Origin of the sequence: Bacillus sp. V5-8f (assembly GCF_002863565.1) — a bacterium.
Lineage (GTDB): Bacteria > Bacillota > Bacilli > Bacillales > DSM-1321 > Peribacillus.
In genome coordinates this window covers 38,090-55,730 of the sequence record NZ_PGUW01000024.1, presented here as the reverse complement: position 1 = coordinate 55,730, position 17,641 = coordinate 38,090, and the positions used below count along the sequence as shown (strand labels likewise).

Sequence of the window (17,641 nt, the reverse complement as noted above, 5' to 3'; positions counted from 1 at the left end):
TTAATTTGATTTATGTATACCCCTATTTTACAGAATATTGTCACGGGCTTCCACTTGCGCATTTCTTCACCGATTTATATTGTATACTATAGAGAAACATTCAATTACCTTTTTTGGAGGGGACTAAAATGAACTGGAGAGCCTTGCTATTAGGAGCAGCCGTCGGATTTGCCGCCGGGTATGCTGCAAAACAAATAATTGATGAGACCGGCAGCCCTTCTCCTGAAAGAGTGCTGGAAAACGTAAAATCTGCGGTTAAAAAAGATGGAAAGATTTACGGGTCTTGGATCGTCATGACTCCTGAAAATTATGAAAAATTCAATCTGGAATACAAGGTATATAAGGGCGGTATTACCCGTCAATTGGATGGCAAACGGGAGCAGTTTGAATTCGTGGCTGATGCCTCCACTGGGACGATTCTTGAATTGACTCAAAAATGATTATTTTGCCTCCGAATAACTTGCCGGTTGAAAGATTTCCGCGGTATTCAAACGCAATATTTAAAACATTGTACAGGCTGGTTAAGAAAAACCAGCCTAATCATCCTTTCCTTTTGACTTCTTCCAGTACCCGTTTTCCACTCTTATCCCATTTTATTGCACGATAATAATCGTCATGATAGAAGGTGTACCAGGCTTCCCGTTCCAAACCGTTTGCCATCCATTTTTGTTTTTGAGAAATTGAATCCATTGGATAATCGTCAAAGGCTAGTACCCAGAGCACATTGGCATGGGCATGCGTAGGCATGATATCGGCCATGTGGATGATGCATTCCTCTCCATTTTCCATCACAATAATAGAATGCCCGTTACTATGTCCACCGGTATGTATCATCTTTATTCCATCAAGGATTTCCTTTTCCCCTTCAAACGGACGAACAAGGTGGGCGACCGCTTCCCAGTTTTCTTTCCAGTAGGTATTACGGGAGCGGATATTAGGGCTTTGCACCTCGTCCCATTCTATCTGTGACGTGATAATTTTTGCATTTTCAAAGGCCGGCTTCCACTGGCCGCCCACACGTTTTGTCAAACCGGAAGCATGGTCGAAATGCATGTGTGTCATAAGGATATAATCAATATCATCCGTTGAAAGCCCAAATTCAAGCAGGTTTTCTTCCACACTGGATTCTTTTGTAACTCCATAGTTCCTAAGCTGTTTTTCATCGAATTTCCCATTGCCGATTCCTGTTTCGATTAGCAAATTCAAACCGTCCGCTTGCACTAAAACTGGGTCTGTTCGCAATTGTATTTGATTATTGTCATTACAGGGATATTTTTTTGACCAAAGTGGCTTCGGTACAACTCCAAACATGGCTCCCCCATCTAAATGGATAACCCCGCCATTGAGCCAAGTCAGTTTGATTTCTCCAGCATTTAAGGATTCCATAATCTCCCTCCTAATTAATTTAAGTGTAACGTGATTGTCGCAAAATTTAAATAGTATGAACATATTGTAAACAAAAAAAACGATCCTATCAAAGGATCGCATATTGTCCAATATTCTAACGAAATTGTGCTTCCAGCCTGTAAATTCTTTTTCCTTTTTGTGAGAAACGCTCTTCGTACTCTGTCATGATATTGCCTTGAAAATCGCTGTTGTGTAAATCAAGGCTTACAAAAGTAAGCAGCATACCGTAACGGGAAACGCTCATCAACGAAGATTCGAATAAACCCTGATTATCCGTTTTAAAATGGATTTCTCCTTTTTCAGGAAGGATATCTTCGTATACCTGTAAAAAGGTTTCATATGTCAGACGGCGTTTTTCGTGTCGTTTTTTTGGCCATGGATCCGAGAAGTTTAAATATATACGGTTCACATCGCCCTTTGCAAAATATTCACGCAAATCATTGGCATTAACGTTCATGAGTTTCAAATTCGGTATTTCGGCTTCAATCAGCCGATCCAACGCAGAAACAATCACACTTTTCGCCAACTCAATGCCAATAAAATTAACATCAGGATTTTGCTTTGCCATTTCAGTAATAAAGCGGCCTTTTCCAGTCCCTACTTCTATATAAATCGGATGGTCATTCCCAAATAGTTCCCGCCATTTCCCTTTATGGCTCTCAGGCTGCTGGACGACATACTGTGGATAGGCAGCCAGTTTTTCTTCAGCCCAGGGCTTGTTTCGTAAACGCATTAATTACACACCTCTATATCTTATATACTTTCCAAACCATACCATGACTAGCCGGATTTCTGCAAGGTGCGCCGAGGACATTCGCACATAAAAAAGTGGAGGGCGTGTAATAAATCAATACGCAAATAACCCTCTTCTTTTCATTGGCACAGATATCCTTTGTCAAGGTTGATCTCTACCGGAATAAAAGCACGACACTCTGGAGTATGCTCATAATTCTTAGATAGGTATCTGTACTTGTGTAAAACATACATACTCCTAATAACGAAAAAACCGCAGCTAAAATGTGCTGACGGTTTCCGCGCATTCTCACGTATTAAATGTCTTCACAAGTCACAACATAAAAGACATAATCCTATTAATTAAGAAAGGTCGAGACAAAATGCCGCTTTCTCATGAAAACCAGATTTATTTATTAAAGGATATTTTATACAACCAACAAAGCGATTGCTGCGGTTCGGTGTCCGAATGCGAGCAAGTGGAACGGCTTGTAAAATCCTTAATGGTGAATACAAACATAAACGACAACATCCGGGTTATATTGGAAGAAATATACCGTTACAGCCAAGACGGAGTCAATTCAACTGATTTGCAAGCACATATCACATCTCACCAAACCGACTTGAACCAGTGGGTTGATGAGATTGGCCGCTTTTATTAATCACAATTCGAGGATATTAGGCAACTGGTTGATAATGCGATCCATTTCCTCTAATCGATTTTTATCTTTATACCACTGTATCGAGGAAAGCGCCTGGGCAGCCACATGCCATTTCATTCTCATTTCAAGGCTTGCATCGAGCGTCTTTCCATATCGGGTAAGCCACTCCCTCCATTCCTCTTTCGGAATGTAGGAATATAGCAGCATCCCGAGATCGATGGCTGGGTCGGCAATTATTGCTCCGTCCCAATCTATTAGGAATAACTCATTTGAATCAGTAGTAAGCCAGTTGTTATGGTTAACGTCGCCATGGCAGACAACCAGTTCTTCACATTCCGCTAATAACAAGTTATTTTGCAAAAAGGATATCACTTGAAAAACCACGGGAATGGCGACAAGTTCACGTTCCAGGTTGGATTCTAATTGTGTCAGGATGCTTTCAGGGCGCAACGGGGACTTACCTAATCTTTTCAGCATTGTTAGCAATGGCCGGGATTGATGGATTTTCCTCAGTAGCTTTGCTACCTGCCCGCCATTCATCTCATTATGGGTGAGTTCCCTTCCATTCAGCCAATGCTGCGCCGTTATCACATCTCCATTTTCAAGGCGCTTTGTCCATACCAGCTTAGGCACGATTCCTTCCGCTGATAATACAGCCAGGAAAGGCGATGTATTCCGTTTCAGAAAAAGCTTTTGCTCATTATCCTTGCGGGCAATGAAGGCTTCTCCTGTAGCTCCTCCAGCGGGAACTATTTCCCACTCCTGACCGAATAAATGTTCCAAAAGGTTCACCTTCAATTTCTTCGCGAGATAAAAAATGCGCGGGGCTCCATGGTTAGGAAGCAGAATCACTTTCGCCACGGCACAAACTGCTTCGGCACAAAGTTCCTTTTCCTTTGGCATTTTATGAAAAATAAAAAAGACAGCCATTGAGCATATACAATAGCTATCTTATTGAATTTTAGTAGAAAAGCTGTTTCTTAGTCAAGTAGTATCATTCATTACTTAACAGGAAAAACCTACAATTTTACTTGCAAAACCTAAGATAAGTTCCGATAAGTCCATTTTACGTTTCACTGTCCCTTTTTACACGTCGCCTTAAAACCTGTTTTCTTCCTCGCTCACATCCTGTTCTCCATTCCATTCAAGCCGTCTGCTTGACGTGGTTTGGCAATAGTCAAGCAGAGCCTGTGCAGCCCTTAATTGCTGATGTTTCAAGGGTGAGGAGAGACTCCGCATTCTTTGGAACCATTCCGGAAATGCCCGCTTATCAATGAGCGTCAAATCATAAGGCACAAGAGGATAATCAATAAATCCGTTGCGGGATAAAATCGCTTTTTTTATTGGCAGGTTAACATCATATATTGAAAAAAGCTGCTTAACGATCTTCTCCATACGCTCTACGGCGAGTATCGGGTTTAATACTTTTCTCTCATTGTGCTGATGATGCCTCTTCAACCAGAACCTTTCGCTGGACCCCGTAAAGACTGCATCATCTTCAGCTTCAAGGAAGGTGATGCACCACGCATCAGTCGGGCTAATTAGAATGATGTCAACCTCGACGGGAGCATTTTTCAGTAAAAAAACAGGTTTATATAATAATAGAAACGTATCAGGAAAACGCTGCAAAAAGAAACGCAGCTTTTCATCCAAGAAGAATGACTGATCGACAAACGACTTTTCATACATCGTCGAGCTTCCCCATTTCATCTGAAAGCGGAATAACTGGTTCAAGTAAATTTGTTTTAATTCATCAAGGCTAGCAACATTAGAAGGAAGTTGAAGGGAAAAAAAATTTTCCTCGTCGCCAGAAGCATCTTGGATGCCACTCACAGAGATTTGATCCTTCGAACTCCCCCTAGAAAAAATCCCCTTTACTTTCCCAAATAACCCGGTTTTGGTATCCGTCCCCCACTCCTCTTCCAAGCTCCCTGGCGGTTCCTGGAAAGAAAACTGCTCCAATTCCCCGGCCAGGAAGGCTGACTTTATTTTTTCCCATTGCTGCTTCTTTAGACGGACAAATTGCGTTGGATATCGATATAAATCCTGTTCGTACCTTGAGATATAATCCTGCAATTTAATAAGCTGTCCCATGTTCATCACAACCAGTCTTTTAACATTAATATTATACTTGGCCGTTTGATTCCATACGAACACGGACCAAGCTACTCTAAAGGTATTGTAAAAATCGGTTCATAAGACGGAGAGGCGCCGAAGTGGCTTTGGTAAAGGGAAACAGTAGAGATAGTAAAAGAATGCTGGCCTATCGAATCGCGTCCTGCCTTTACCTGAAGCTCTTCAAGGTCAAAGCTCCGGTCTCCTATGTATTTTCTTGCTATAGTGATATGAGGCTTGAATGGTTTCTTGTCTAACGAGAATCCAGCCTGAAGGCATGCGTCATAAACCTTCTGCTGGATTTGAAATAGCCTCTCCTCACCAGTTACACCTGTCCAAAGAATTCTCGGGCTATGCTGTTCACCAAACGTGGCGATCCGGTGCACCGAGAGAGAAAAAGGCCCTTCATCGGATAGGCTCTTCTTTACGAGCTCCATCGACTTCTTTCTCATATCGTCCACGGCATTCCCCAGAAAAGCCAGAGTAATATGATAATCGGCTTTATGAAGCCATTTTTTGAAAGGGAAGTCCGTCCTGATTTCCTCAGTCATATCATATATATATTCTTTCGTTTCGTCAGGCAATGTCAAGGCAAAAAAATAATTTGTGTTCATGAGTACACCCTCCTTTTCCTTATAAATTCTAGGATAAACATCTCCCCTGCTCTTATTCCTTACATAATACAAGTTGACAGGTGGCGTGATTTCAATTCTTGTATACGTCCAACAGATATAGATGTTCATCGCTAAAAATCCCCGCCTTAATGACAGCAGGGATTATATGTTCATTCTTAATGGCAGCCTATTGTATGGGCCTGCATTGTTTCTCCACTTGGTCCTTGAAGAATTTATGAAGCTTTCTTGTTATAGGACCGGGCTGGCCCTCACCGACAGCTTTACCGTCAATTTCAATGACTGGAAGAACCTCGATTGTCGTTCCCGTTAAAAAGACTTCATCTGCGGCCAGAAGCTCTTCCAAGGTAAAAGCCTCCTCGGAATAGGGAATTCCATTATCCTTACAAATCCGTAACATAACCTGTCTTGATATCCCGTTCAAAATCATATTTGTTGCCGGGTGTGTTTTTATCGTACCACCCGTGACAATAGAAACATTCGATGAGCTGCCTTCCGTAATGATTCCGTCTCGGTGTTGGATCGCCTCAAAGCATCCTGCATCAGCTGCCTTCTGTTTCGCAAGTATGTTGCCAAGAAGGTTCAAGCTTTTAATATCACACCGCAGCCAGCGGATATCTTCTGCCAAAACCGTTTTCACACCCGTGGTGGCATGTTGCGGCGAATGGAGCACAGGTTTTGCATAGGCAACATATACCGGGTTAACGGCTGGCGTCGGGAACGCATGGTTCCTCGGTGACACTCCTCTTGTAAATTGCATATATATTGTCCCGAATTGAAGCCCATTCTCCTGGACAAGCTGATGTAGTTGGTCTTCCATTTCGGAAACAGTAAAAGGAATATCAAGGTGAATATTTTTAGCGCTTTCCAGGAGACGATTCAGATGCTCCTTGGCGGTAAACAGCCGGCCATTGTATACACGGATCACCTCATATATACCATCTCCAAATTGATAACCGCGATCCTCAATATCAACGTGAGCATCAGACATAAAAACGATCTTACCGTTGAAAATTATTTTATCCACTTTACACACTCTCCCTTTTGCAGGGGGTCAGTCCCCTAGCTCTGCAACGCGTTACCGCACCGGGGGACTGACCCCGTATTAACTCCACGTTACATCATTTGGCTAACTCATATATGGCGCGGGCATATATTGCTGCTGCCTTGAGCATATCAGTTATGTCTATATATTCATCCTTCTGGTGGGCGATATCTTCTTTGCCGGGGAAGAGGGGCCCGAATGCCACACCTTCTTCAAGAGATCTTGCGTAAGTTCCGCCTCCTATTGCGAGCAGTTCTGCGCTTTCGCCTGTTTCCTCTGCATAAACCCTTTTCAGTGTCTGTATAAGGAAGCTGCCACTCTCCACATAGTGTGGTGCAGAATTAGTGTGACTCTCAATTGCAAATCCCAGGCTTTCCACTTTCCCTTCCAATTCTCCTTTGCCTTCATCCCATTTATATGTAACCGGATATCGCATAGAAAAACCGACACGTCCGCCCTTTTCCCGCGAATAGCTTAAAGTGCCTGCGTTTAAGGTTAAATCTCCTGAAATTTCGTCACTGTAGGCAATTCCAAGCTTGTTCCCGCGGGAATCGCCAAATAAGTAATCATGAATGAATGAAAAATATTTCTTTGCATGCCCTGAAATTTCCAGACCCGATAAAAAGGCTGACAGATGCAATCCTGCGTTCAATCCGTTATTGGGCTCCATGCCATGTGCAGAAACTCCTTCAAGCTCAAGGATTACATGATTTCCTTCTATTGCTGCATTGCCATTCAGCTCGTGTTTTTGAAGGAAAGACCTAAAAAGCCGCGAAATATTTTCCTGTTTCCCATCTGCAACCAGGCGGGCAATCGCATAATCCGGAACCATATTTACCCTTCTTCCCGAGGTAAATTCAGCGACATCTATTCCAAAACCTGAAGGCTTATCACCTTCTCCGTTCTGTACAATCGCAAAATCCCAAATTCCTTTCTCGGCATTAATGATTGGGAAATCCGCATCAGGGGCAAATCCAATGGACGGCATTTCTTCCGTTTCAAAGTAACGCTCCACACATCTCCAATCCGACTCCTCATCCGTTCCGATAATCATGCGCACCCGTTTGTTCAATGGCAGGCCGAGCTCTTTCACTGTTTTCATCGCATAGTAAGCTGCCATAGTCGGTCCTTTATCATCAATAGCACCACGCGCATAAATTTTTCCGTCCCTGATTTCTGCAGCAAACGGATCCGAGCTCCAGCCATCGCCTTCAGGTACTACATCTACATGGCAAAGGATGCCCAGCAGCTCTTCCCCTTGACCCATTTCTAAATGTCCTGATACATTGCCAACATTCTTTATAATAAAACCATCTTTTTTACCTAATTGCAGCATGAAATCAAGTGCCGCTTTGACACCTTGCCCGAGTGGCGCATCATCTGTCGTATTATCCTCGTCCAATATACTTTTTATTTTCAGAAGAGCCTGTGTATCCTTAAGCAATTCATCCTTCCGGCTTTCAATCTCTTTCTGCCAATTTATCTGTGTCACGAATCATCAGCTCCATTCTATTAAATTTTTTTGTGTTACATTTTTAACATGAGTTTTGAATTCTCGGTTTTGTTACCTTCTAAACATCTTAATTTTATCATTTCATCATCTTTCAAAAAACAATCTCTGATTTTGATGATAGGTTAGGCTCCATTTTTTTGTCCTTTACATATGTTAAGAAGGATTTAACGGAAAAAGGAGATTTGATAAAATGAACCAACCCCATCCGCAAACACTCGGCTGGCACGAAACACTTGAGCTGCATGAATTGGTGGCATTTAACTCAATCGGCTTAATGAAAATGAAAAAAAGTTTAAAGGAAATTAACGATGACCAATTGGAACGGATCTATCGCCAAACCATTCAGGAGCTTGAAACCAGTGTTCGAGAGCTTCTTCAATTTTATCCATATGCCCCAAAGCCTGGTGAATCGAGCCAATACCGCGAATATGGAGATAGTTTTTTCGCAGGGGATTTGCTAGCATTTGCAAAATCAAGCGTAAGAAATTACGCTATTGCCATAACGGAAACAGCTACTCCAATGCTCCGGGAGGTATTGAGAAAACAACTCAATGTCGCAATTAAGGCGCACGGGCGAATATTCTATTACATGTATGAAAAAGGATTATATGATTCGTACAACCTAAGCAATATCCTGCAAACGGATGTCGTGCTGGCACAAAGAGCCCTTATGTAACAAATACGGGGATGATGGTGAGTAACGACTCCTATGCATCCCCTTACATATGTTCTGTCCCCTCTTTAGAAAAATGTCGCTAACTTTTGGAGAAAAATCAGCGAATTCCACTTTGTTTGGCGAAGGGACACTTGTTTTGTCAGCTCCACAGGAAAACTAAAAGCGAAAGGAGAATGTACATCTTGAGGTGAAATAAAATGAATACAAGCACTGTATCAAAGATGTTAGGTGTGTCACAAAGCACGATAAAGCGTTGGATCAAACACCTTGAATTGAATATGGAACGCAATGATCAAGGCCATTATATTTTTTCAAAAGAAGATATTGAGCTATTAGAGAACATAAAAGACCAGCTGACCAGTGGAATGGTCCTGCAGGAAATTGAGGTCAATGCAGGAACATTGCGAAAGGGCAAAGTAAAGAGCGCTGACAACAGCGAATCCGGGAATGACAGTCTAGCCGCCAAAATGGAGGATCTTGAGAAAAGATTGGATAACAAAGCAGATAGCGTCGCAACGTATCAGCTTTTGCAGCACCGGCGGGAAATCGAAGAACTGCAACAAGAAGTAAAAATGCTACATGAACGATTGGCCGCGCTGGAAAAACTTCAAGGTGAAATAAAGAAAAACCATACGGCTGATTTGCTTGTTTTTGATCAGGCGAATCCCCTAAAAAAAACCAAAAAGAAAAGATTTTTATCCATGCTGTTCAGCTTTTAGATGTATCACATTATGTATAGAATCCGGAATAACAATGAACAAATTTGGTTTATAAATGATTACTTTAATCTTTTTGATGATTATTACGTTTTACATTCGATAAAATTTGATATCTGTTTTTTTACAGCTTCTTTTTTTCGTTCTTACCGCCTTGGTCGCTGGCTGCCTTCTGATCCACTTTATATATTTTTTCATTTCATCATCATCCAACAAGAGTGGAATGGTGTTTAGCCGGGTGGCTAGCTCGCGATTAGAGTAGATAGCATGGATTTGCTTGTGGCAAGCCTTGCAGAGCATTGCAGTCGGCATATGCGATCCTCCCTCTTCCCTGGGCGTTAAATGGTGAATCGTAAGTTCTATGTTTTCCCGCTTGCAAAGATTGCATTGTCCCCTCATGTAAGGCCGCCTTTCTCTTCGTAATTTGTTGAAATGAATGTTATTTGCCAAATGGACTTTCCATAAAACTGTCTGACTCCGGACCTTAATTGCCTTCGGAACAGCCTTTTTTACAGATCAATAACGCTTACCTCAGTTGTATATTCCTCCAAATCTGCCTCAAAAATCCTCGTAAACAATTTATCTCGTACCGTGCCTGCTTGTTTCATTACAACATTTTGCAATGTCATTAACCCACCTCCTTTATTAACTCCGGTGAACTTCACAAATTCCGATCTTAATCTTAATTAGAATTCCTCCTCGAAAAGGCTAGTTCCTGCTTAGGATTCAGTATAGGTCTCCCTGCATAAAATGAATTATCTTTCATAAAAATAGATAACAACAAACATGATAGTCATCGACTGTATTTCGTTTCACTTTGCGCAGCAGTATGTTTTTTAAGTTAAAAAAGGGTTCATTAACAAATCGTTAAGTTTCTTTAATCTTTTGTCAATTCAGGTTTTTTATCCTGGAATTTCGCGCGTTAAAGGGGTACAATATTAACAAATGCAGCTGGCATTTTCAGTTTGTTTTAGAGGAGTTCCAGGGTGGTAAAAGCAAGTACATAGGTTTTTATGGTGTAGGCAGTTTCGATTCGTTTTATCAAATCAGGTAAAAATGAATAGGAGTGATTTTTTGAAACCTTCAACAAATCGCATGTTAACCCGTATTAAATCCGTTTATATGTTTATCAGCGATAACGGTACGGTTTCTACTCAGGAGCTTGTACAAGAATTTGGCATCACTCCTCGGACGATACAGCGCGATTTGAATGTGTTAGCTTACAATGACTTAGTAAAAAGCCCGAGCCGTGGTCTTTGGACAACTACCAGCAAAAAGGTAAAGCTTTCCTCGTAAACTGAAAAGGCATCGCATGTAACACTTAAATATAAAACCTTCCAATATGGGAAACACCCCTGTCTTCCTGACAGGGGCTGAAAAGTCCAATTATATTTGAAATGAGGCGCTCCAAACGGATTTGCCTCATTTTTTTATTCTCCGTTATATCCGGATTTGAGCTCTGCAATTTCATCATCCGTCAACTCCCGATATTGCCCAAGTTCCAATTCTTCATCAAGCACGAGGCTGCCCATGCTGATGCGCTGTAAATAGACGACCCTCTTTCCTACCGCTTCAAACATCCGCTTTACCTGGTGGAACTTGCCCTCAGTAATGGTTAGTTCAATGTCCGAACGCATCCCAGATTTAACGATTTTCAGCTCCGCGGGCATAGTCTCATATCCGTCATCCAGTGTGACTCCATTCCGGAAAGCGAGGACATCGTCATTGGTTACCTCGCCGTCAATGACCGCAAAATACGTTTTCGGTACATGTTTCTTCGGAGAAAGCAGCTGATGGGCCAGCTGGCCATCATTGGTAAGCAGCAGCAAGCCTTCTGTATCTTTATCGAGTCTACCTACAGGAAATGGATCAAAAACGGCGTCCTCTGGCTCAAGGATATCAATGACCGTCTCTTGATAATTGTCTTCTGTAGCCGACAGGACCCCCTGAGGCTTGTTCATCATCAGGTAAATAAATTCACGGTATTCAACCGCCTCACCATGGACAGTGACTATGTCAGAGTCAGGATTTACATGCTCTTTTGCATCCTTGATTACCATATCATTTACTTTAACCGATCCCGATTTCAGTAGTTTCTTTACTTCCTTCCTGCTTCCATAGCCGATATTGGCCAAAAGTTTATCGATTCTCATAAAATCCTCCTGAGAAAAAAACCTTGCCGCTTATTACAGGCAAGGCTTCTGTTATATGTTCCAAAGCACGCAACGCGCTGTTTCAGCTTATAAGTTTAATCTTTTTTGAATTCTTTCAATCCGGCTTCCGAAAAGCTTGTGGGCCAATTTGCTCTTTAATGAAAGAAGAGCGTACACGACTCCACCGAATAACGCACAGATGACAGAAATTACAATGGCTTGCCACCATCCTCTTGGATTTAACACATGTGTCAACAATGCCTCCATACCCCATACCACCAATGCCATAGCGCCAGCGAACATGAACATTAAAATGACCCTTTTTATAACAAGCTTAAAGCTGTAGCCGGTAAAATAGTGAATGAATGCCAAGTTTAGCAAGCAGGCAGCCAGGTAGCCAAGAGTAGTTGCATATACGGATCCGGCCGTTTCAAACAGCTTTATCAATGGGATATTCAGGCTTAATTTTATTAACAAGCCTACCAGCAGGCTTAAAACAGTAAATTTTTGCTCGTTTATTCCTTGCAGAACGGCAGCCGATACCGAGAATAAAGCAAACAGAATCGCAGTTGGTGCATAAGCCGCCAGGATGTCGGCTCCAAGTTCATTATGCCCATAAAATGCTGTATAAATGGGACCTGCCAATATGGACATCCCGATTACGGCCGGAATCGTAATAAATAATAATATTTGGAAGGCCTGGTCAAGCTGGCGGCGGAATGAATCCATATTACCTCCAGCAAAGGCACCAGTAACGGATGGTAAAAGAGCCATCGAAAAAGCAGTCGCTAGCGTCATTGGGATGACAACCAATTTTTGCGTATTAAAGTTCAAAATTCCAAAAGCTGAGGCCGCGATTTTTTCCAATCCAATGGATGCCATCGCCTTGCTGAAGGTTAGGTTGTCCACAAACTGAAAAAGTGGCATTGCAATACCGACCATAATGAAAGGAATGGATGAAACAAAAATTTCTTTGTATATTTCAACTAATGAAATTTCCATGGTTCCCTTATCAGCTGCCAAAAGCTCTTTTAAATAAGGTTTTTGTTTTTTCCAATACAGTAAAAGCACAGCTAAGCCGCCGATTGCACCTACTGTAGCTGCAAATGTTGCGACACTGACTGCTGTTACTAGATCACCATCCATTATTTTCAAAACAACGTAGGCACCGCTTAAAAGGAAAATAATACGCACCAACTGTTCGATGACTTGTGATACAGCTGTCGGCTTCATATCCTGATGCCCCTGAAAGAAACCGCGTATAATGCTCATGGCGGGAACGAGGATCAGTGCAAAACTGACTGCCCTGATGACAGTTGTAACCTCTTCTGCAGAAAACTTCATGTCACCATCGGTACCAAGTTGCGCCAATCCAGGTGCTATAGCATACATCGCCAAAAATGCCAAAAAACCGGTTACGATCATCACCTTCAGGCTTGATCTAAATAGGCGTTGACTAACGGCATACTCTTCAATCGCATTATATTTCGAGACTGTTTTTGAAACGGCAAGAGGCATTCCCGCCGTTGCTAAACTAATAAAGATTGTATATGGAATATACGAAAATGAATAAAGTCCTGCCCCATCTTCGCCCAGCAAGGCATCAAACGGGATTACATATAACAAACCCAGAACTTTGGATAATACGGAACCAAGGGTTAATATAAACGCCCCTTTTAATAGCTTTGAAAACATACAATCCCTTCCTGCCTATATTCAGTTAAGTTCGCACGCTCTTAATCTTACCACAATTCGGCTCATTGGAGCATGTTTTCATTTCCCAAGAAGTGTAGCAAATGAGCAGATTCATAACAAGAACAAATCACTGGATAACTTATCAGCTGATTTTGTGAGTTGAATGAATCTGCTTTTTTATAACCCCCTTTTTTATTTTTTGACGACTTGTTTTATAATGGAAGGACTTAAAATGAAAGTAATGAGGGATTCTAAATGAAATATGATGTAATTGTAATCGGGGGCGGGCCTTCCGGGTTGATGGCTTCAATAGCGGCCGGAGAAAAAGGGGCAAAGGTGCTTCTGATTGACAAGGGGGAGAAGCTCGGGAGAAAGCTTGCCATTTCAGGAGGCGGGCGATGTAATGTTACAAACCGGCTCACCATTGATGAAATCATTAAAAATATACCGGGAAACGGACGATTTTTATACAGCGCATTCTCGGAATTCAATAATGAAGATATTATTTCCTTTTTTGAACGCCTTGGCGTGGCGTTAAAAGAAGAGGATCACGGGCGGATGTTCCCCGCCAACGATAAGGCGCATAGCGTCGTGGATGCTCTTATAGGAAGGATGAATGAATTAAAAGTGACTGTATATACAAACTCTCCGGTTTCGGAAGTGGTATATGAAAATGGGAAAACCGGAGGAGTCCTCCTTAAGTCCGGGCAGTATTTCGAGGCCTCCTCCGTTGTCATCGCTGTTGGAGGAAAGTCTGTGCCCCATACCGGATCAACCGGTGATGGATACGCCTGGGCAAAAAAAGCAGGCCATACAATCACCGACTTGTTCCCTACCGAGGTGCCGCTGCTCAGCGACGAACCTTTCATTAGGCAAAAAACATTGCAGGGACTGTCGCTGCGGGATGTTAACTTAAGTGTTTTAAACCCAAAAGGCAAACCATTAATTACACATAAAATGGATATGATCTTTACCCATTTTGGAATATCGGGACCTGCCGTCCTTCGCTGCAGCCAATTTGTCGTGAAGGCGATGAAAAAGTGGAACCTGACACATGTAACAATGAGACTGGATGCACTGCCCGAAAAAACTCAGGAGGATCTGTTCCAGGAAATCCTAAAAGAAGTGAAAAGCGAACCTAAGAAAGCTTTGAAAAACATTTTAAAGGGATTTCTTCCGGAACGGTATCTTCATTTTCTTTTAGAACGAAGCGGAATAGACATACAGGAAAATGGCGGAGCAGTCTCCCATGATAAGCTACGGGCATTTGCAGGGCTTTGCAAAGACTTCCAATTTACCGTAAATGGAACCCAGCCGCTGGAAAAAGCGTTTGTAACAGGCGGGGGAGTTTCAGTAAAGGAGATACATCCAAAGGAAATGAGCTCAAAATTTATGCAGGGGCTGTACTTCTGCGGTGAAATACTGGATATCCATGGATACACAGGGGGTTATAATATTACTTCTGCCCTTGTTACCGGACGCCTCGCCGGACAAAATGCCGCTATCTACAGCCAGAATCAAGCCCAAATGTGACAGAGCTACTTTTTTGTAAAACATTTGAAAACATGAAACAAAATTTTCCTTCTTTCCGTTTCATAAGTGATTGAAGACGAAAGGGGAAGATGTTTATGGAAGAGTGGAAAGCAATGGCTTCCGCAGCATTGTCCGCATCCGTTTTATTTATGGGGGTTCCTGCTGTTGTGGTGTTTTCGGGCCAAAAACACATACCTCGCTGTCGAAAGATATCAACTCTTATGGATTTGAGGAAGGGAAACTGAAAGAAGGCAGCCGCGGCACAGCGGTTATTACGTTGCAAAAAGGTCTGAATGAGCTCGGATATGGTGTCGCAGTGGATGGTGTTTTCGGGCCAAAAACGAAAGCGGCAGTAATTACAGTGCCACCAAAAGGTTCCCGGAATTAACACCTAACGGGATTTTCGACTCAAAAACAAGGGTATAACTGGATAAGGTATTGCATGATTGAGCAAACGAATAATGAGGGTGGGAGAACTATCTCCCATAGCCCTTTATAAAAATCACTCTTAAACAATATGAAACCAGCATGCAACTCATGCTGGCTTTTTCATTTCATTCATTAATTTCTAAAGTTCCATACTTAAATAGCGCTCTCCTGTATCCGGGGCAATACATAGAACTTTTTTTCCTTTTCCTAAACGTTTAGCAATTTCAATTGCCGCAAATACGGCAGCTCCAGCAGAAGGTCCTACAAAAATCCCTTCCTCGCTTGCCAGGCGTTTAAAAGTATCAACAGCCTCTTCATCGGCAACCTGGATAATCTCGTCATAAACATCTGTATTTAAAATGTTTGGAACAAAGCCTGGGCTTGTACCCACAAGTTTATGCGGTCCAGGTTTTCCTCCTGATAAAACCGGTGATCCTTTAGGTTCAGCAACAGCAATAAATAAACCTGGAATCTTTTCTTTTAATGTTTCCCCCGTACCGGTAATGGTTCCTCCCGTGCCGGCCGTGGCGATAAAGGCATCTAGGCGCCCGTCCATTTGTTCATAAATTTCAATGGCTGTCGTTTTTCGGTGGATGTCAGGATTCGCCTTATTTTCAAACTGCTGCGGAATAAAGCTTCCAGGAATTTCTTTATGCAGCTCAAGAGCTTTTTCAATAGCCCCGGGCATTTTTCGTTCGCTGGGAGTCAAAACAACCTCCGCTCCGTAAGCTTTTAAGATATTGATTCTCTCTTTAGTCATATTGTCTGGCATTACTAATATCGCCCGGTATCCTTTTGCCGCTGCGCTCATCGCCAGTCCAATCCCGGTATTCCCACTTGTCGGCTCAATGATTGTATCACCCGGTTTCAAGAGACCTTCTTCCTCAGCAGCTTTGATCATGTTAAAAGCCGCCCGGTCTTTTACGCTGCCGGAAGGATTGAACATTTCCAGCTTTACATAGACATCAGCCGCATTTTCTGGGACTAATCTATTTAGACGGACAACAGGCGTCCCGCCAATTAAATCTGTAATATTATTTACTACTTTCATAAGAAAGAAAACCTCCAATATATTAAGAACCGTTTTATATATAACTTAACCTTCATATTAATATTAGCAAATCAGAACGCTTTATAAAAATTTCATGCTAGCGGAACAAAAAACACTTCAACCCGATTAAGATTGAAGTGTTTCAGATTATTTTGTTTTATAAATAACCATGGCGCTAAAACAGTAAATCTGGTCATCTTCCTCTTCAACGCTCGCCGAGACATTATATTTAATATCCACAATCTGATTTTCTCGGATTCCTTCAAGAAAGGAGTTCATTTCATCCTCTAAATCTTTTTCATGCTCGTAATCAAACAGTTTTACCTGGATCATGCTTTCCCCTGCCTTTTTTAGAGCAGGATTGTCAAATTTCAGAAAATATATACTATTTATCTGAATTTATTTTACAATTACTTCGCCCTTCCAATTTAACATACCGCCGACCATATTGCGCACTTTATAGCCCTGGTCGTGCATATATTCACATACATTATGGCTTCGGCCGGAGGAACGGCAAATAAAAATATACTCTTTATCTTTATCAAAGTAGTCAAGATTGGCAGGAATCTCGCTCATACGGATATGCTTGGCCCCTTCAATCATGCCATGGCGCACTTCCTCATCCTCACGGACATCAACTAATTCAAGCTTTTCTCCTGCCTCCAGCTTTTTCTCTAGTTCTTCGGGCGTAATCGTTTTGATCTCTTCCATATCGGCACCTCTTACTTATAAATTTCGTTCCTTCATTATACCAATATCCTTGCCGCGAACCAAACTTTTAGCCGCCATGAAATAAATAAAGGGGCTGACCGGAAAGCAGTTTTATCCGCTTCCCGGGGCCCCTTATTAAACTCATGCACGCTGTGTTATTTTTGTTTTTTGCTAATTTCCTTGAGCGTATTTCTAAAATCATCATCATTCATTACTTGTTTATGGTCAGCTTCCAATTCTTCCTGTGGGGTACCCTGCATTTTTTTTAATGCCAATCGGTAATCGGAATCCTTCATTTTCCGGGCCCCCTGCTCGCTGCCCTCTTTCATCTGTGCAACCATAGTACCTTTTTTGCCTGAATCATCAAAGTCTTCTTCACTATGAACATCTGTTGTTTCATCTCTATCAGCTGCTATCACAGAGGTTTCAGAAAGAGGCTGCGGCCCTGGGTTATCTTGGGTTGTGTGCTGAACAGACTTATCGCTACGGTGTGACACAGCCCTGATATTTAAAGAAACTAAACCGGCTGCAACCAGAAGAGCGACGACCAGAAATATAATCATTGCCATCT

General features: G+C 42.1%; 21 protein-coding genes. 7 read left to right on the top strand and 14 right to left on the bottom strand.

Annotated elements, in window-relative coordinates:
- Positions 1-128 precede the first annotated feature (128 nt).
- On the top strand, positions 129-440 hold the full coding sequence (locus CUU64_RS19185) for a PepSY domain-containing protein (RefSeq protein ID WP_101635280.1): 312 nt from the start codon (positions 129-131) through the stop codon (positions 438-440).
- A 100-nt stretch (positions 441-540) separates the two neighbouring features.
- On the opposite strand, the gene CUU64_RS19180 is transcribed toward CUU64_RS19185, so the two are convergent.
- Positions 541-1,386 carry a YtnP family quorum-quenching lactonase gene (locus tag CUU64_RS19180; RefSeq protein WP_101635279.1) on the bottom strand — a complete coding sequence of 282 codons (846 nt, stop codon included), beginning with the start codon at positions 1,384-1,386 and terminating at the stop codon, positions 541-543.
- 115 nt (positions 1,387-1,501) lie between these two features.
- The gene (gene trmB / locus CUU64_RS19175; RefSeq protein ID WP_101635278.1) at positions 1,502-2,140 is read right to left on the bottom strand and encodes a tRNA (guanosine(46)-N7)-methyltransferase TrmB; all 639 of its coding nucleotides are present in this window, start codon (positions 2,138-2,140) and stop codon (positions 1,502-1,504) included.
- A gap of 382 nt (positions 2,141-2,522) precedes the next feature.
- Here trmB and CUU64_RS19170 point away from each other — a divergent pair, with 382 nt between their 5' ends.
- Positions 2,523-2,801, top strand: coding sequence for a YtzH-like family protein (locus tag CUU64_RS19170; protein WP_101635277.1), 279 nt, complete (start codon positions 2,523-2,525; stop codon positions 2,799-2,801).
- Here CUU64_RS19170 and CUU64_RS19165 read toward each other — a convergent pair whose 3' ends face one another.
- From CUU64_RS19165 to pepV, 5 genes are all read right to left on the bottom strand, one after another.
- On the bottom strand, positions 2,802-3,584 hold the full coding sequence (locus tag CUU64_RS19165) for a phosphotransferase family protein (RefSeq protein WP_101635460.1): 783 nt from the start codon (positions 3,582-3,584) through the stop codon (positions 2,802-2,804).
- A 315-nt stretch (positions 3,585-3,899) separates the two neighbouring features.
- Positions 3,900-4,895, bottom strand: coding sequence for an NERD domain-containing protein (locus CUU64_RS19160; RefSeq protein WP_101635459.1), 996 nt, complete (start codon positions 4,893-4,895; stop codon positions 3,900-3,902).
- A 71-nt stretch (positions 4,896-4,966) separates the two neighbouring features.
- Entirely contained in the window at positions 4,967-5,530 is a 564-nt protein-coding gene (thpR, locus tag CUU64_RS19155) for an RNA 2',3'-cyclic phosphodiesterase (RefSeq protein WP_180954682.1), read from the bottom strand.
- Positions 5,531-5,717: 187 nt separating this feature from the next.
- Positions 5,718-6,575, bottom strand: a complete 858-nt coding sequence (gene dat / locus CUU64_RS19150; protein WP_101635275.1) for a D-amino-acid transaminase — start codon at positions 6,573-6,575, stop codon at positions 5,718-5,720.
- Between the two features lie 94 nt (positions 6,576-6,669).
- Complete coding sequence (gene pepV, locus CUU64_RS19145) at positions 6,670-8,085, bottom strand: dipeptidase PepV (RefSeq protein ID WP_101635274.1); 1,416 nt, start codon at positions 8,083-8,085, stop codon at positions 6,670-6,672.
- A gap of 211 nt (positions 8,086-8,296) precedes the next feature.
- On the opposite strand from pepV, the gene CUU64_RS19140 reads away from it, so the two are divergent.
- Both CUU64_RS19140 and CUU64_RS19135 read left to right on the top strand, forming a co-directional pair.
- Positions 8,297-8,782: a spore coat protein gene (locus CUU64_RS19140; RefSeq protein ID WP_101635273.1), complete on the top strand. Its 486-nt coding sequence runs from the start codon at positions 8,297-8,299 to the stop codon at positions 8,780-8,782.
- Positions 8,783-8,979: 197 nt separating this feature from the next.
- A complete protein-coding gene (locus CUU64_RS19135) occupies positions 8,980-9,501 on the top strand; it encodes a MerR family transcriptional regulator (protein WP_101635272.1) in 522 nt (173 codons plus the stop codon).
- 90 nt (positions 9,502-9,591) lie between these two features.
- On the opposite strand, the gene CUU64_RS19130 is transcribed toward CUU64_RS19135, so the two are convergent.
- Complete coding sequence (locus CUU64_RS19130; RefSeq protein WP_101635271.1) at positions 9,592-9,897, bottom strand: HNH endonuclease; 306 nt, start codon at positions 9,895-9,897, stop codon at positions 9,592-9,594.
- Between the two features lie 675 nt (positions 9,898-10,572).
- On the opposite strand from CUU64_RS19130, the gene CUU64_RS19125 reads away from it, so the two are divergent.
- Positions 10,573-10,794 carry a DeoR family transcriptional regulator gene (locus CUU64_RS19125; protein ID WP_101635270.1) on the top strand — a complete coding sequence of 74 codons (222 nt, stop codon included), beginning with the start codon at positions 10,573-10,575 and terminating at the stop codon, positions 10,792-10,794.
- A 134-nt stretch (positions 10,795-10,928) separates the two neighbouring features.
- On the opposite strand, the gene CUU64_RS19120 is transcribed toward CUU64_RS19125, so the two are convergent.
- Together CUU64_RS19120 and CUU64_RS19115 are read right to left on the bottom strand one after the other, a co-directional pair.
- Positions 10,929-11,651, bottom strand: coding sequence for a pseudouridine synthase (locus CUU64_RS19120; RefSeq protein WP_101635269.1), 723 nt, complete (start codon positions 11,649-11,651; stop codon positions 10,929-10,931).
- An 87-nt stretch (positions 11,652-11,738) separates the two neighbouring features.
- A complete protein-coding gene (locus CUU64_RS19115) occupies positions 11,739-13,346 on the bottom strand; it encodes a putative polysaccharide biosynthesis protein (RefSeq protein WP_101635268.1) in 1,608 nt (535 codons plus the stop codon).
- 255 nt (positions 13,347-13,601) lie between these two features.
- Between CUU64_RS19115 and CUU64_RS19110 the strand changes: the two genes are divergently transcribed.
- Both CUU64_RS19110 and CUU64_RS19105 read left to right on the top strand, forming a co-directional pair.
- The gene (locus tag CUU64_RS19110; protein WP_101635267.1) at positions 13,602-14,879 is read left to right on the top strand and encodes a BaiN/RdsA family NAD(P)/FAD-dependent oxidoreductase; all 1,278 of its coding nucleotides are present in this window, start codon (positions 13,602-13,604) and stop codon (positions 14,877-14,879) included.
- A gap of 70 nt (positions 14,880-14,949) precedes the next feature.
- The gene (locus tag CUU64_RS19105) at positions 14,950-15,267 is read left to right on the top strand and encodes a peptidoglycan-binding domain-containing protein (RefSeq protein WP_101635266.1); all 318 of its coding nucleotides are present in this window, start codon (positions 14,950-14,952) and stop codon (positions 15,265-15,267) included.
- A gap of 180 nt (positions 15,268-15,447) precedes the next feature.
- Here the strand turns inward: CUU64_RS19105 and cysK are convergent, their stop codons facing one another.
- The 4 genes from cysK to CUU64_RS19085 all read right to left on the bottom strand — a co-directional run bounded on the left by cysK (position 15,448) and on the right by CUU64_RS19085 (position 17,639).
- Complete coding sequence (gene cysK / locus CUU64_RS19100) at positions 15,448-16,359, bottom strand: cysteine synthase A (RefSeq protein WP_101635265.1); 912 nt, start codon at positions 16,357-16,359, stop codon at positions 15,448-15,450.
- Between the two features lie 147 nt (positions 16,360-16,506).
- On the bottom strand, positions 16,507-16,692 hold the full coding sequence (locus CUU64_RS19095; RefSeq protein WP_101635264.1) for a sporulation protein Cse60: 186 nt from the start codon (positions 16,690-16,692) through the stop codon (positions 16,507-16,509).
- Between the two features lie 66 nt (positions 16,693-16,758).
- Positions 16,759-17,070, bottom strand: coding sequence for a rhodanese-like domain-containing protein (locus tag CUU64_RS19090; protein WP_101635263.1), 312 nt, complete (start codon positions 17,068-17,070; stop codon positions 16,759-16,761).
- A 155-nt stretch (positions 17,071-17,225) separates the two neighbouring features.
- A complete protein-coding gene (locus CUU64_RS19085; protein ID WP_101635262.1) occupies positions 17,226-17,639 on the bottom strand; it encodes a hypothetical protein in 414 nt (137 codons plus the stop codon).
- Between the last annotated feature and the right edge of the window lie 2 nt (positions 17,640-17,641).

What these genes read in the sequence shown, in the direction of transcription:
- CUU64_RS19185 (WP_101635280.1), top strand. Translation starts at nt 129, where the DNA reads ATGAACTGGAGAGCCTTGCTATTAGGAGCAGCCGTCGGATTTGCCGCC.
- CUU64_RS19180 (WP_101635279.1), bottom strand. Translation starts at nt 1,386, where the DNA reads ATGGAATCCTTAAATGCTGGAGAAATCAAACTGACTTGGCTCAATGGC.
- trmB (WP_101635278.1), bottom strand. Translation starts at nt 2,140, where the DNA reads ATGCGTTTACGAAACAAGCCCTGGGCTGAAGAAAAACTGGCTGCCTAT.
- CUU64_RS19170 (WP_101635277.1), top strand. Translation starts at nt 2,523, where the DNA reads ATGCCGCTTTCTCATGAAAACCAGATTTATTTATTAAAGGATATTTTA.
- CUU64_RS19160 (WP_101635459.1), bottom strand. Translation starts at nt 4,895, where the DNA reads ATGGGACAGCTTATTAAATTGCAGGATTATATCTCAAGGTACGAACAG.
- thpR (WP_180954682.1), bottom strand. Translation starts at nt 5,530, where the DNA reads ATGAACACAAATTATTTTTTTGCCTTGACATTGCCTGACGAAACGAAA.
- CUU64_RS19140 (WP_101635273.1), top strand. Translation starts at nt 8,297, where the DNA reads ATGAACCAACCCCATCCGCAAACACTCGGCTGGCACGAAACACTTGAG.
- CUU64_RS19135 (WP_101635272.1), top strand. Translation starts at nt 8,980, where the DNA reads ATGAATACAAGCACTGTATCAAAGATGTTAGGTGTGTCACAAAGCACG.
- CUU64_RS19130 (WP_101635271.1), bottom strand. Translation starts at nt 9,897, where the DNA reads ATGAGGGGACAATGCAATCTTTGCAAGCGGGAAAACATAGAACTTACG.
- CUU64_RS19120 (WP_101635269.1), bottom strand. Translation starts at nt 11,651, where the DNA reads ATGAGAATCGATAAACTTTTGGCCAATATCGGCTATGGAAGCAGGAAG.
- CUU64_RS19115 (WP_101635268.1), bottom strand. Translation starts at nt 13,346, where the DNA reads ATGTTTTCAAAGCTATTAAAAGGGGCGTTTATATTAACCCTTGGTTCC.
- CUU64_RS19110 (WP_101635267.1), top strand. Translation starts at nt 13,602, where the DNA reads ATGAAATATGATGTAATTGTAATCGGGGGCGGGCCTTCCGGGTTGATG.
- cysK (WP_101635265.1), bottom strand. Translation starts at nt 16,359, where the DNA reads ATGAAAGTAGTAAATAATATTACAGATTTAATTGGCGGGACGCCTGTT.
- CUU64_RS19095 (WP_101635264.1), bottom strand. Translation starts at nt 16,692, where the DNA reads ATGATCCAGGTAAAACTGTTTGATTACGAGCATGAAAAAGATTTAGAG.
- CUU64_RS19090 (WP_101635263.1), bottom strand. Translation starts at nt 17,070, where the DNA reads ATGGAAGAGATCAAAACGATTACGCCCGAAGAACTAGAGAAAAAGCTG.
- CUU64_RS19085 (WP_101635262.1), bottom strand. Translation starts at nt 17,639, where the DNA reads ATGGCAATGATTATATTTCTGGTCGTCGCTCTTCTGGTTGCAGCCGGT.